The 13,046-nt window shown below is 66.8% G+C and carries 11 protein-coding genes; 10 read left to right on the forward strand and 1 reads right to left on the reverse strand.

The genetic code is table 11. The annotated features are described in order from the left end of the window. Positions 1–149: 149 nt before the first annotated feature. The 7 genes from C1924_RS07985 to C1924_RS08015 all read left to right on the forward strand — a co-directional run bounded on the left by C1924_RS07985 (position 150) and on the right by C1924_RS08015 (position 8,953). Positions 150–2,726, forward strand: coding sequence for a TonB-dependent receptor (locus C1924_RS07985; RefSeq protein WP_108764806.1), 2,577 nt, complete (start codon positions 150–152; stop codon positions 2,724–2,726). Further along, positions 2,726–3,835 carry a phytase gene (locus C1924_RS07990; protein WP_108764807.1) on the forward strand — a complete coding sequence of 370 codons (1,110 nt, stop codon included), beginning with the start codon at positions 2,726–2,728 and terminating at the stop codon, positions 3,833–3,835. The genes C1924_RS07985 and C1924_RS07990 overlap by 1 nt, the downstream gene beginning before the upstream one ends. A gap of 11 nt (positions 3,836–3,846) precedes the next feature. Continuing rightward, complete coding sequence (locus C1924_RS07995) at positions 3,847–5,196, forward strand: fibronectin type III domain-containing protein (RefSeq protein ID WP_254051266.1); 1,350 nt, start codon at positions 3,847–3,849, stop codon at positions 5,194–5,196. Positions 5,197–5,207: 11 nt separating this feature from the next. Next, positions 5,208–5,834: an inorganic diphosphatase gene (locus tag C1924_RS08000; protein WP_108764809.1), complete on the forward strand. Its 627-nt coding sequence runs from the start codon at positions 5,208–5,210 to the stop codon at positions 5,832–5,834. A gap of 85 nt (positions 5,835–5,919) precedes the next feature. After that, positions 5,920–6,552: a hypothetical protein gene (locus C1924_RS08005; protein ID WP_159094768.1), complete on the forward strand. Its 633-nt coding sequence runs from the start codon at positions 5,920–5,922 to the stop codon at positions 6,550–6,552. 151 nt (positions 6,553–6,703) lie between these two features. Further along, positions 6,704–8,119 (forward strand): deoxyribodipyrimidine photo-lyase, encoded by a 1,416-nt coding sequence (locus C1924_RS08010; RefSeq protein WP_108767000.1) that lies wholly within the window; start codon positions 6,704–6,706, stop codon positions 8,117–8,119. A 138-nt stretch (positions 8,120–8,257) separates the two neighbouring features. Further along, positions 8,258–8,953 carry an OmpA family protein gene (locus C1924_RS08015; RefSeq protein ID WP_108764811.1) on the forward strand — a complete coding sequence of 232 codons (696 nt, stop codon included), beginning with the start codon at positions 8,258–8,260 and terminating at the stop codon, positions 8,951–8,953. Between the two features lie 602 nt (positions 8,954–9,555). On the opposite strand, the gene C1924_RS08020 is transcribed toward C1924_RS08015, so the two are convergent. After that, the gene (locus C1924_RS08020) at positions 9,556–10,584 is read right to left on the reverse strand and encodes a LysR family transcriptional regulator (RefSeq protein WP_108764812.1); all 1,029 of its coding nucleotides are present in this window, start codon (positions 10,582–10,584) and stop codon (positions 9,556–9,558) included. A gap of 146 nt (positions 10,585–10,730) precedes the next feature. On the opposite strand from C1924_RS08020, the gene C1924_RS08025 reads away from it, so the two are divergent. The 3 genes from C1924_RS08025 (at position 10,731) to C1924_RS08035 (ending at position 13,043) form a co-directional block, all read left to right on the forward strand. Continuing rightward, positions 10,731–10,958, forward strand: coding sequence for a hypothetical protein (locus tag C1924_RS08025; RefSeq protein WP_108764813.1), 228 nt, complete (start codon positions 10,731–10,733; stop codon positions 10,956–10,958). Beyond that, positions 10,955–11,728, forward strand: a complete 774-nt coding sequence (locus C1924_RS08030; protein ID WP_108764814.1) for an SDR family NAD(P)-dependent oxidoreductase — start codon at positions 10,955–10,957, stop codon at positions 11,726–11,728. The genes C1924_RS08025 and C1924_RS08030 overlap by 4 nt, the downstream gene beginning before the upstream one ends. Positions 11,729–11,819: 91 nt before the next feature. After that, positions 11,820–13,043 carry an efflux RND transporter periplasmic adaptor subunit gene (locus C1924_RS08035; protein WP_108764815.1) on the forward strand — a complete coding sequence of 408 codons (1,224 nt, stop codon included), beginning with the start codon at positions 11,820–11,822 and terminating at the stop codon, positions 13,041–13,043. Positions 13,044–13,046 lie beyond the last annotated feature (3 nt).

A 13,046-nucleotide genomic window follows, 5' to 3' on the forward strand; every position in this document is an offset into this window, starting at 1 on the left:
GGAAGGGGAATGGAGAGAGGCCCCCATTTTGCCGGATCGGCGCGGCGAAGCCCACGCCATGGGCCGGGAAAGTGCTGAACAGTGTCACCGCCGTGCAACGTTGCGGACATACCGTGCAGACCCATTCTTCACAGGTATGGGGCTCCACCGTGCACATCAAGACTCCGCTGGCCATGGCCATCACCGTGACCCTGGCGCTGGGGGCCGCAGCACCGCTGCACGCCGCCGGGCAGCAGGCCTTGGCCGCCACCGGCGCGGTTGCCGCCGATGCGGTCGACCTGGACCGAATCGAAGTGCGCGCCCAGCTTGAATCGCAGATCCGCGCGGTCGACCTGAAGCGCAGCAGCGACGCCATCGAAGATGCGGTGTCCTCCGACGCGCTGGGCCAGTACCCGGACAAGAACGTGGCCGAGTCGCTGCAGCGCCTGCCGGGCATCAGCGTCACCCGTGACCAGGGCGAGGGCCGCTTCGTGGTCATCCGCGGCCTGGATGCCAACCTCAACAGCGTCAGCGTCGATGGCATTGCGGTAGGCACCCCGGAAGATTCCAGCCGCGCCGCGCCGCTGGACGTCATCCCCTCCGATTCGACCGAGCGCCTGCGCGTGGTCAAGTCGCCCACGCCGGACATGCCCGGCGATGCCATCGGCGGTGCCGTGCTGGTCGAATCGGCCTCGGCCTTCGACCGCGACGGCCGCAGCCTGCGTGGCAAGATCGAAGCCAGCCACCAGCAGCTGTCCGGCGAGACCAGCCCCAAGGCCTCGTTCAACTACAGCGAAGTGTTCGCCGATACCTTCGGCATTGCCCTGGGCGTGAACTACCAGAACCGCAAGTTCGAGTCGGACAACACCGAAGTCGAGTACGACAACCTCGACGGCGACATCGACGCCGTCGACGTGAAGCCCGGTGAGGTCACCGCGATCAATCTGCAGAACCGCAAGTACGAAATCGAGCGCAAGCGCATCGGTGCCAACCTCAACATGGACTGGCGCCCGAACGAGGACAGCACGTACTACCTGCGTACGCTGTACAGCCAGTTCGACGATGCAGAGACGCGCCAGCGCGTGATCTACAACTTCGACGACGCCGACATGGTGGCCACCGGCACCGACCAGTACCGCCTGGACGACCTGCCGTCGGATGCGATCCAGAAGCGCATGCGTTACCGCACCAAGAAGGAAAACACCTTTGCCGCCAGCCTCGGCGGCGAGAACAAGCTGACCAACGCGGTGGTGGACTACAAGGTTGGTTACACCCGCACCGAAGAGCGCGTCAACGACGAAATGGAAGCGCGCTTCGAGCTGGATGCCGACGACATGTCCGGCACCCTGGACCAGCGCAGCCGCCTGCCGACCTACACGCTCAGCAGCAACGACTGGATGGACAACGCGAACTACGCCTTCGATCGCGTCGTGCTTTCGCCCAAGCAGGTCAACGATGAAGAGCGCAGCGCGCAGGTCAACGTGCGCTTCGATGGTGACAACAGCAGCATCAAGTTCGGCCTGCTGGGCCGCTGGCGGGACCGTGATGTCAACGTGGACGAAGTCGAGCTGCGCCGCGGCCCGGACATCGACCTGACCAGCTGGACCGCGGCCGATCCGGAACATCGTCATGGCACGATGGGGCAGGGCATGAGCTCGGCCGCCATGCGTGCTTACTGGGCGCAGAACGGCAGCCGCTACAGCGCACGTCCGCAGGATGTCGCCGGCAACGCGGCCACGTCGCTGGAAGAAGACTACACCGCCAGCGAAGACATCTTCGCCAGCTATGCGATGGGCACCTGGGACATCGGCGCGCTGCGCATCATCGGCGGCGTGCGCGTGGAAAACACCCAGTTCAAGGCCACTGGCAACAACGTTGAGCTGGACGACGATGACGGTTACACCGTCAGCCCGGTGCAGGCCAACCGCAGCTACACCAACGTGCTGCCGGGCCTGCACCTGCGCTACGACGCGGCCGACGACTGGGTACTGCGCGCCTCGGCCAACAAGACGGTCTCGCGTCCGTCCTTCGGCGACATTTCGCCGCGCCGGGCGCTCAATACCGGTGACGAGGAGCTGCGCCTGGGCAATCCGCAGCTGGACCCGTACGAGTCGAAGAACCTCGACCTGTCGGTGGAGAAGTACATTGGCAGCACCGGCATCGTCTCGCTGGGCCTGTTCCACAAGTCCATCGACGGCTACATCGTGGAAACCATCAGCCAGAACGATCCGGCTTACAATGGCTACGACGTGACCCGCCCGATCAATGGCCGCAAGGCCACCGTGCGCGGTGCCGAGTTCAACTGGCAGCAGCAGCTGGCCTTCCTGCCGGGGGCGCTGGACGGCCTGCTGGTCGGTGCCAGCGGCACCTGGCTGGATACGGAGTTCGACGCAGGCATCGACGGCCGCGAGGGTGAGGACTTCATGCTGCCGCGCGCCTCCAAGCACGTGTACAGCGCGCACATCGGCTATGAGAAGTACGGCCTGAGCACGCGCCTGGCCGCGGTGTACCGCAGCGAGTACCTGGACACCGTGGGTGCAGGCCGCGCGTTCGATATCTATGTGGCACCGAACACCCAGCTCGATTTCTCGCTGGACTACAAGTTCACCCCGCGCATCAGCATGTACTTTGAAGCCCAGAACCTGCTCGACAAGCCACTGGAGCTGTACCAGGGCACCCGTTCGCGCACCCTGCAGATGGAAGAATACGGCCGCACCTACGCCGTCGGCCTGAAGGTGGCCCTGTGATGGCGCGTGGCATGACCCTGCTGGCCGCCGCGATGGCCGCCTGCCTTGCCGCTGGCTGCACGCCGTCGGCCGATCCGGCTGCGGCCGGCAGCGCTGCCACGGCCGGAGCACCGCGTGCGGTGTCGACCATCGCCGAGGCGTTCCTGACCCCGATGACCCCGGACGACAACATTGATTCGCCGGCCGCCTGGAAGGCACCGGATGGCAGCACCTGGCTGATCGCCACCGCCAAGGCCACCGACAAGCTGGTGGTGTACGACGGCAGCACCGGCCAGCACCTGCGGGATGTCGGTACCGCGGGCACCGCACTGGGCCAGTTCGACCGCCCCAATGGCATTTCGGTGACCGACGACCTGCTGTGGATCGTCGAGCGCGACAACCACCGCGTGCAGGTGTTTTCCCTGCCGGACTTCACCCCGCTGGCGGTGTTCGGCGCCGCCGATCTGCGCAAGCCGTACGGCCTGTGGGTGGACCGCCGCGCCGATGGCTACAGTGTCTATGTCACCGATTCCTGGGACAACGGCGAAGACGCACAGGGCAAGGACATCCTGCCGCCACTGGCTGAACTGGACAAGCGCGTGCGCCAGTACCACGTCACCCGCGATGGCGCCAAGGTCGAAGCGACCCTGGCGGCCAGCATCGGTGACACCAGCGAGGCCGGCGCGCTGCGCGTGGTCGAGTCGATCTGGGGCGACCCGGCCAACGATCGCCTGCTGATCGCCGAGGAAGATGAAAGCTACGGCAGCGAATTCAAGGTCTACACGCTGGCCGGCCGCTTCACCGGTACCACCTTTGGCCGCGATGTGTTCAAGGCGCAGGCCGAGGGCGTGATGCTGCGCACCTGCGGCAAGGATGGCTGGTGGATCACCACCGAACAGGGCAAGCAACGCAGTGTGTTCCATCTGTTCGACCGCCATACGCTGAAGCCGGTCGGTGCCTTCCAGGGCAACACCGTGGCCAACACCGATGGCATCTGGATGATGCAGCAGCCCAGCCCGCGCTTCCCGCACGGCGCGCTGTATGCGGTGCATGACGACCAGGGCGTGGTGGCGTTCGACTGGGAAGCCATTGCCAGGCAGCTGTCGCTGCCGCTGGAGTGTGGCGCATGAGCCGTCGTTGCATGAATGCCCTCGCGCTGGGCCTGCTGCTTGCCGCACCGCTGCTGGCGGGCGCCGCCGCCGAGCCCAATACCCAGGTTCCGCAGGGCAGCCGTCACTACGCCGCCACGCCACTGCCGGACCGCATCGTGGCCTCGCCGTCGGCCGATCCAGCACATGCCTTCGCGGTGGCCTGGCGTACCGATGGCAGCGTGCAGTCGCCGCTGCTGGAAGTGGCCGTGGCCGGTGATTCGCCGGCCATCGAAGGCGTGCGCCAGGTGCGTGCGACGACCCGGACGCTGCAGAGCGAGAACGGCCTGTCCCATCATCATCGTGTGCAGGTGGACGGGCTGCAGCCGGACACGCTGTATGTCTACCGCGTGCAGGGCAACGGCGGCTGGAGTGCCTGGAACCAGCTGCGCACCGCAGGCGTTCCGGGTCAGCCGCTTACCCTGCTGTACTTCGGCGATACCCAGAACAAGAACCTCAGCCATGTCAGCCGCGTGGTGCGGGCGGCGCAGAAGACCGCGCCGGATGCGCGGGTGAGCCTGTTTGCGGGCGATCTGGTCAGCGGTGGCGACGGCGCGGACGATAGCGAATGGGGTGAATGGTTCGCGGCGACCGGTTGGTTGGCACAGGAAACGCTGGTGGCACCGGCCATCGGCAACCACGAATACTTCGAGGAATTTGAAGATACGCCGCAGGAAAGGCGCGTGCTGGGCCGCCACTGGCCGGTTACCTTCGCGCTGCCGGGCAACGGCGTGGGCGCAGCCGATACCAGCACCTACTGGTTCGACGTGCAGGACGTGCGCGTGGTGGTGCTCGATGGCACCTCGGCCCTCGATCTGGGCACCGCGCAGGCGCAGGCCCGCTGGCTTGACACCGTGCTGAGCGGCAACCCGCGTGCGTGGACGATCGTGCTGCTGCACCAACCGTTCTATTCGCCGCGCGAGGGGCGCCAGAACGCGGAACTGCAGGACGTGCTGCAGCCGGTGATCCGCCGCCACAAGGTGGATCTGGTGCTGCAGGGCCATGACCACACCTACGGCCGCCGTGGCGAAGGGCAGGCCGCGACGCCACAGTACGTGGTGACCGTGGCTGGCCCGAAGCAGTACCGGCTGTCGGACGAGGCGAAGCAGACCATGGACCCGGTGGCCGAAGACACCCAGTTGTTCCAGGTGTTGCACATCGATCCGCAGCAGTTGCGCTACGAAGCCCGCACCGTCACCGGCCGTCTGTACGACGCCTTCGAGCTGCGCCGGGCTGCCGATGGCAGCACGCAGAAGATCGAGCTGTCCGAGGGGCGCATCACCCCGCGTGCATGCCCGCGTGCGCAGACTGCCAAGGGTCGTGCCGACCGCTGCTGGGAATGAGGAGCCATTGCATGAACACACCTCGACGTAGTGCCCCACTGGCCGCCATCGGCGCGGCGCTGCTGCTGATGACCGGTGCAGTGACTGCCGCTGACAGCGTGCTGCACCCGTTCCTGGCCGCGCAGCCAAAGCAGGCCCCGAAGGAAGTGAACCTGGCGGTTGAGATTCCCGCCGGCAGCTTCACCAAGTACGAGATCAAGGAAGATGGTCTGGTGCACGTGGATCGTTTCCAGTCGATGCCGGTGGCCTATCCGGCCAACTACGGTTCGATGCCGCGCACCCTGGCCGGTGACAACGACCCGCTGGACGCGCTGGTGCTGACCCGTGAACCGCTGCATCCCGGGGTGATCGTGCGCTTCCGCCCGATCGGCTACCTGAAGATGATCGACAATGGCGAGCACGACGAGAAGGTGATCGGCGTGCCCACCGACAAGGTCGACCCAAGCTACGCCAACATCCGCGATCTGGCCGATCTGCCCGAGATCGAACGGCAGCGCATTGAAGCGTTCTTCCGGGTCTACAAGGATCTGCCGGCCGGTCGCAACCCGGTGCAGCTCAATGGCTGGGGCAACGCGGCCGAGGCGCAGGCGCTGATCCGTGAGTCCATGCAGCGTTTCGATGCGAAAAACCCTCGCTGAGCCGATGCCATAGCGCGGGCCAGGGCAACCCGATACGCTGCGCGGGCGCGGCGCAGCGCCGCTGGGGCAGGGGAGAGGCTCGGCAATGGCAAGGGAGTGGGTCATCGCGGCAGTGGTGGGCTGGTTGGTGCTGGGTGTCCTGATGTACAGCCGGTACCCGGCAGATCTTTCGGCGCCCCGATGGTGGCGGCGCGGCTTCAACCGTGCCGCGCTGTACCCCTGGGTCCATCTCATCGCCTTCGGGCTGCTGATGCATCTGGGCCATGGGCTGTCCGCACTGCGCACCGGACTGGGTGATGGCCTGCAGGGAACCCTGCACACCGGAGCTGGCGCACTGCTGTTGCCCTTTCCCTTCGCCGTGGTGTTGATGACGGTGCCGGTACGCCTGCAGCGCGTGCTGCGTGGTGGGCGCTGGCAACCCGGGCCCGCACCGGAGCCGCCGCCGATGGCGCAGGCGCCCGCGGCGCTGCGGCCGCGGTCCAAGGATTATGGCGCGGTGGACCTGAGCGATCCGGCGATGATCCGGGAGTTGGCGCGTGCGCACTGGCAGGCCATGGATGCTGCCGCAGAGCGCGGTCTGGGGCTGGACCACGCGGTGCGCCTGCAGCGGGGTTTCCTGCGCTTCGATGACCGCGCGCTGGCCGAGCGGGCCGCTTCGGTCTATCGGCGGGCGATGATTGCGCATGCCTGGGATGGCCAGCGCGCCCGAGGTCTGTGACGCTACGCGCGGGAAACCCTCAGCTGCGCAGTGATTCCAGAACACACGCCGCCTGGGCCTGTAGTGGGACGAGCCCGGCAGACCGCGTCGCGCGCACCGCCTTCACCGCCGCTGGCTATCATGTGCGGCACTCAGAACGAAGGCGATGCACGTGTCGGTAGCGTTGGTATGGTTCCGCCGTGATCTGCGGCTGCAGGACAATCCGGCCCTGCAGGCCGCACTGGATGCTGGCCATGACGCCGTGCCGGTCTACATCCATGCGCCGCAGGAGGAGGGCGAGTGGGTGCCCGGTGCCGCGTCGGATGCCTGGCGCCACCGCTCGCTGGCCGCGCTGGATGCCGACCTGCGTGCGCGGGGTTCAGCGCTGGTGCTGCGCGCCGGTGACAGCCTGGCCGAACTGCAGGCGCTGATCGAGGAAACCGGTGCCGAGGCCGTCTACTGGAACCGCAAGTACGAGCCGGCCACCCAGCCGCGTGACGCCACCATCAAGCGCACGCTGCGCGAGCAGGGCATCGACGCGCAGAGCTGCAACGGCAGCCTGCTGTTCGAGCCCTGGGACATCGCGACCCAGCAGGGACAGCCGTACAAGGTGTTTACCCCGTACTGGCGCAACGTGCTCAGCCATTGGCGCCTGCCTGCGCTGCAGGCTGCGCCGAAGAAGCTGGCATCGCACGGCGTCGCCAGTCGCGCGCTGGAGGAACTGCAGCTGGCGCCGGCACTGGACTGGGATGCCGGCTTCTGGGAGCACTGGCAGCCGGGCGAAGCCGGGGCACTGGAGGCTCTGTCGGTGTTCGAGGACGGTGCACTGCGCGGGTACCGCGAACAGCGTGACCTGCCGGATCGCGTGGGTACCTCGCGGATGTCGCCGCACCTGCACTTTGGTGAGATCGCGCCGTGGCGCATCGCCCACGCATTGGAGGCACTGCGCAGCGCCGGTACCGATGCCGATATCGACGGCTATCTGCGCCAGCTCGGCTGGCGGGACTTTGCCTACCACCTGCTGCACCACTTCCCGAAGACGCCGAACGAAAACCTCAATCCGCGCTTTGACCGTTTCCCTTGGGCCAACCCCAGCACTGCGCAGCTGCAGGACTGGCAGCGTGGCAATACCGGTGTGCCGATTGTAGATTCAGGCCTGCGCGAGCTCTGGCACACCGGCTACATGCACAACCGGGTGCGCATGATCGTCGCCAGTTATCTGTGCAAGCACCTGCGCGCGCACTGGCTGCACGGTGCGCGCTGGTTCTGGGACACGCTGGTCGATGCCGACCTGGCCAACAACACGATGGGGTGGCAGTGGGTGGCGGGGACCGGGGCTGATGCGGCGCCGTACTTCCGCGTGTTCAACCCGGTGACCCAGGCGGAGAAGTTCGATCCGCAGGCGCGTTACATCACGCGTTGGGTGCCCGAACTGGCAGCGCTGCCGGTGAAGGCGCGCTTCGCCCCGTGGCAGCATCCGCAGCTGCTGGCCGAGAAAGCGCCCGGGTATCCACGCACGCCGCTGGTGGACCTGGTGGCGGGTCGCGATGCCGCGCTCTCCGCTTACCGGAGCACGGGCGGAGAGTAAAGCGGGCCGATGAAGGTCGGGTCAGAAAGCTGAATGCAGGACGTCCGACCTTCACATTCATCATCCCGGCATCGCGCCGGGCTGTATATCCTCCGGGTCGTTCGCACGCCGCATTGGCCGGCACCCAAGGAGACCACCATGATCCGCAACACCACCCGCAACGTTGCCCTGGCCCTGATGACCGCTGCCGCGCTGACGGCGTGCGCCACTGGCGGGTCCTACGTGCAGAGTGACCAGTACGGCAACCCCACCGAGCAGCAGAACCGCACCGGTCGTGGCGCCCTGATCGGTACCGCCGTCGGCGTCGCCGCCGGCCTGCTCAGCGGCAACAGTGCCACCGAACGTCGCCAGCACGCGCTGGTCGGTGCCGGCATCGGCGCACTCAGCGGCGCGGCCATCGGCAACTACCAGGATCGCCAGGAGCGTGCGCTGCGTGAGCGCACCGCCAATACCGGCATCGACGTGCAGCGCCAGGGCGACAACATCACCCTGAACCTGCCGGACGGCATCACCTTCGATTTCGGCAAGTCGGCGCTGAAGCCGCAGTTCTACAGCTCGCTCAATGGCGTGGCCAGCACGCTGAATGAGTACAACCAGACCATGATCGAAGTGGTCGGCCACACCGACAGCATCGGCAGCGATGCGGTGAACAACCGCCTGTCGAAGGAGCGCGCTGACTCGGTGGCCCAGTACCTGGTGGGCCAGGGCGTGCAGCAGGTGCGCATCGAAACCCTGGGTGCCGGCAAGGCTTACCCGATTGCCGACAACAGCACCGATGCAGGCCGTGCGCAGAACCGCCGCGTGGAAATCCGCGTGATTCCGCTCAAGCAGTAACGCGCAGCGTTACTGCTTGAGCCGTTCCGGCCCTCGGCCGGAACGAAAATGCCGCCCTTGCAGGCGGCATTTTTGTGGGTGCCGAGCGTTGCTCGGCACGCCATGAAATTCCCAGCCGCATCTCCCGCTCGTGGTACGTCGACCTTGGTCGGCACGCTCTGGCCTTGGCAGAGTCGAGCACGGCTCGACTCTACAAAAAGCGTTCGAGCAAGCTCGACCCCTGCCAGCTGGTCGAGCACGTGCTCGGTTGACAGGCGAACAGCCGGCCAGCGGCCGGCCCTACCGGGCAGATCCACGCCACGCGTGGATGCCGTGCGCCCGTCGGGCAGTAGATCCACGCCATGCGTGGATGCGTGCACCGGTCGGGCAGATCCTCGCCACGCGTGGATGCCATGCGCCCGTCGGGCAGTAGATCCACGCCATGCGTGGATGCGTGCACCGGTCGGGCAGATCCACGCCACGCGTGGATGCCGTGCGCCCGTCGGGCAGTAGATCCACGCCATGCGTGGATGCGTGCACCGGTCGCGCAGTAGATCCACGCCACGCGTGGATGCCATGCGCCCGTCGGGCAGTAGATCCACGCCATGCGTGGATGCGGCGGTTCACGCCGCCGCGGTCACCTTTTCAAGGATGCGCTTGCCGCTGCTTTCCAGCACGGCATCTTCCTTTTCCTGCTGCTGCCGTGCCAGCTTCGCGGCCGGGCACTGCGCCAGCATGTAGTTGGCGTCGAAGTTGAGCTTCTCCACCAGGAAATCGACGAAGGCACGCACCTTCGGCGAGACCAGGCGGCCGCCGGCGAATACCGCGTTGAAGTCCACTTCCGGGCCGGTCCAACCGGCCAGCACGCGGCGCACCATGCCCGATTCGACGAACGGCTTGGCCATCACATCGCCGGTCAGCAGCAGGCCTTCGCCGCACACCAGTGCGCCGTTCAACGCCGACATGTCATTGGCGGTCATCAACGGGGTCACCGGGAAATCGCGCAGCTCGCCGCCGTTCTCGCCCAGCTGCCAGGTAAAGCGCGGCGAATTGCCGGTGTGGTACGGCTTGCGCATCGCCAGGATGCGATGGAACTGCAGCTCTTCCGGATGCAGCGGCTCGCCATAGCGCTCGATGTAGGCCGGGCTGGCAAACACCTGTGTGCGCAGGCTGCCCAGCTTGCGCGCGACCAGGTTGGAATCGGGCAGGGCACCGACGCGCAGCGCAAGATCGGCTTCACCTGCAATCAGGTCCAGCTTCTCGTTGCCCAGGTGCATGTCCAGGCGGATTTCGGGGTACTGCGCGTGGAACTGGCCCAGCAGCGGCGCGATCCAGGTGATGCCGATGGCATACGGCACGGTAAACCGCAGCCAGCCACGCGGGCCGGACTGCAGCTGGCTCACCGCGCTTTCGGCTTCTTCCAGTTCGCGTGCAATGCGCTGGCAGTGCTCGTGATAGATCGAACCGGCTTCGGTCAGCCCGAGCCGGCGCGTGGTCCGGTGCAGCAGCCGCGCGCCCAGGCGCGTTTCCAGCTCCTGTACTTTGCGGCTGACCGTGGTCTTGGGCAGGCCGAGCGATTTGGCAGCGGCAATGAAGCTGCCTTGCTCAACCACCTTGACGAAGATCAGCGTCTCATTGAGATCGTGGGACATGGTCGGGATCCTGGACGGCGGGGATGGGACAATCGTGACAGATCGATTGGACCGGGGACGGGATGATTATTCCCCTTAATCCGGACTAATCAAGTAAAGGTTTGAGGTCTATCGTGGCGCCATTCGTGAAATGGAGCTCGTCCGCCATGAGCCTGCGCAACATTCTTGCCCACTTCCGGCGTGCCGGCCAGACCACTCTGGACCTGGCAATGACCGTCGAAGCCCGCCCAAGTTCCTTGGTACACAAGGATTTCCGGGAGTTTACCGCGCCCATGCGTAACCAGCGCGGCAGTTCGATCCGCCTGGCTGCCCAGCAGAGCGATCTGCTGCGGCGAATTGGGACTATCCCGGATTTGGGAGGAAATGTCCCGTGAATGGGATTCTGACGCCCGAAGTCCTGGTCCTTGGCGGCACCGGTGCCGTCGGCCAGGGCGTGGTCGGTGCCCTGCTGGAGGCCGGCAGCCCGGTCCTGGTGGTGGGTCGCGACCCGGGCCGACTGGCGGCACTGCACGAGCAGTTCGCCGATGAGCCGGGCCTGCAGACGATGCTGGGCTCGCTCAGCGATGACCGCTCCGCACAGGTGCTCGCCGAACGCGTGGTGCAGCGGCCCCGTCCGCTGGCGGCCGTCGTCGCCGCGATGGGCGGCCCGTACAACCGTGGCCGTGTCATCGACCGCAGCGGCGATGCCCTGATGGGTGCGTTCCAGGCCGACCTGATGCCGCATGCCCACGCGGTGCGCCACCTGCTGCCGCTGCTGCAGGACAACCCGCACGCCCGCCGCTACGTGATGATCGGCAGCCCTGCAGGTGCCAAACCCTGGGCCGGCTACGGCGAAACCTCGATCACCACCGCAGCGCTGCGCATGTACGCGCAGGTGGTGCACCAGGAAGCGCAGGCCGTGGGCGTGCGTGCGCAGATGCTGGAAGTGTGCAGCCCGGTATGCACCCCGGCCAATGCGGCCAACGCCTGCATCGAGTGGCCGAGCTCGCTGCTGGTCGGCCGCCGCGTGGTGTCCCTGCTGGACAGCGGATGCCGCGACAACCGCGCCATCGTCCGCTGCGACAGCAGCGATGCGGAACTGCCGCGCGGCCTGTTGAACCTCGACCTGCCGCCACTGTGGCGCGACACCGCAGGCGTTGCTTGACCTCAACCTTTGTTGAGGTCGCAGGCTACGCCGCCGCTTTACCGATCTTCGATTCCTACGCTGTACCACCCCTTCCGTACGGATGCATGCCATGACTTCCCCCAACACCACCCCACACCGTTTCCGCCATCGCCTGGCGATGGCCGGCGTGTCGATCCTCGCAGCCGCAGTACTGGCCGCCTGCAGTGGCGGCCATGCCGAAGAGGCCGGCGCACCGCCGCCGCCGCAGGTCAGTGCCGCCCCGGTGCTGGTCAAGCCGATCAGCCAGTGGGACGAGTTCAGCGGCCGCGTCGAGGCCGTGCAGAGCGTCGAGCTGCGTCCGCGCGTGTCCGGCTACATCGACAAGGTCAATTACGTTGAAGGCGAAGAAGTGAAGAAGGGCGCTGTCCTGTTCACCATCGACGCCCGCAGCTACCAGGCCGAGTACGATCGCGCTGCCGCTGAACTGGCCCGCGCTCGCACCCAGGCCAGCCTGGCCCGCAGCGAGTCCGAGCGTGCCAAGCGTTTGTCCGAACAGCAGGCCATTTCCACCGAGACCGCCGAACAGCGTCGTGCCGCAGCCGATCAGTCCGGTGCGGCGGTGCAGGCTGCGCAGGCCGCACTGGATGCAGCCCGCCTCAACCTGGAGTTCACCAAGGTGCGCGCGCCCATCGACGGCCGTGCCGGCCGGGCGATGGTCACCGCCGGCAACCTGGTCACTGCCGGCGACAGCGCCAGCGTGCTGACCACGCTGGTCTCGCTGGACACCGTCTTTGTGTACTTCGATGCCGACGAAAGCACCTTCCTGCGCTACGCCCAGATGGCGCGCAAGGGCGAACGCCCGAGCGAGCGTGACAGCGAACTGCCGGTGAAGGTTGGCCTGTCCGGTGAAGAGGGCTACCCGCACACCGGCAAGGTCGATTTCCTCGACAACCAGGTGGCGCGCAGCACCGGCACCATCCGGGTCCGTGCACTGCTGGACAACGCTGACCGCCAGTTCACCCCGGGCCTGTTCGCCCGCGTGCAGCTGCTGGGCAGCGGCCAGTTCCAGGCCATGCTGATCGACGACAAGGCCGTGCTGACCGACCAGGACCGCAAGTACGTGTACGTGGTGGACAAGGATGGCAAGGCGCAGCGCCGTGACATCCAGCTCGGTCGCACCGCCGAAGGCCTGCGCATCGTCGAACACGGCCTGGCCGCTGGCGACAAGGTCATCATCGATGGCGTGCAGAAGGTCTTCATGCCGGGCATGCCGGTGCAGGCCAAGGCGGTGGCGATGCAGCCCTCGCCGGCGCCCGCGCCGGGCCGCGATGCCACCGCTGCCCTGAACCGCTGATCC

This window comes from Stenotrophomonas sp. ESTM1D_MKCIP4_1 (assembly GCF_003086895.1).
Lineage (GTDB): Bacteria > Pseudomonadota > Gammaproteobacteria > Xanthomonadales > Xanthomonadaceae > Stenotrophomonas.

What these genes read in the sequence shown, in the direction of transcription:
- C1924_RS07990 (WP_108764807.1), top strand. Translation starts at nt 2,726, where the DNA reads ATGGCGCGTGGCATGACCCTGCTGGCCGCCGCGATGGCCGCCTGCCTT.
- C1924_RS07995 (WP_254051266.1), top strand. Translation starts at nt 3,847, where the DNA reads ATGAATGCCCTCGCGCTGGGCCTGCTGCTTGCCGCACCGCTGCTGGCG.
- C1924_RS08000 (WP_108764809.1), top strand. Translation starts at nt 5,208, where the DNA reads ATGAACACACCTCGACGTAGTGCCCCACTGGCCGCCATCGGCGCGGCG.
- C1924_RS08005 (WP_159094768.1), top strand. Translation starts at nt 5,920, where the DNA reads ATGGCAAGGGAGTGGGTCATCGCGGCAGTGGTGGGCTGGTTGGTGCTG.
- C1924_RS08015 (WP_108764811.1), top strand. Translation starts at nt 8,258, where the DNA reads ATGATCCGCAACACCACCCGCAACGTTGCCCTGGCCCTGATGACCGCT.
- C1924_RS08020 (WP_108764812.1), bottom strand. Translation starts at nt 10,584, where the DNA reads ATGTCCCACGATCTCAATGAGACGCTGATCTTCGTCAAGGTGGTTGAG.
- C1924_RS08025 (WP_108764813.1), top strand. Translation starts at nt 10,731, where the DNA reads ATGAGCCTGCGCAACATTCTTGCCCACTTCCGGCGTGCCGGCCAGACC.
- C1924_RS08035 (WP_108764815.1), top strand. Translation starts at nt 11,820, where the DNA reads ATGACTTCCCCCAACACCACCCCACACCGTTTCCGCCATCGCCTGGCG.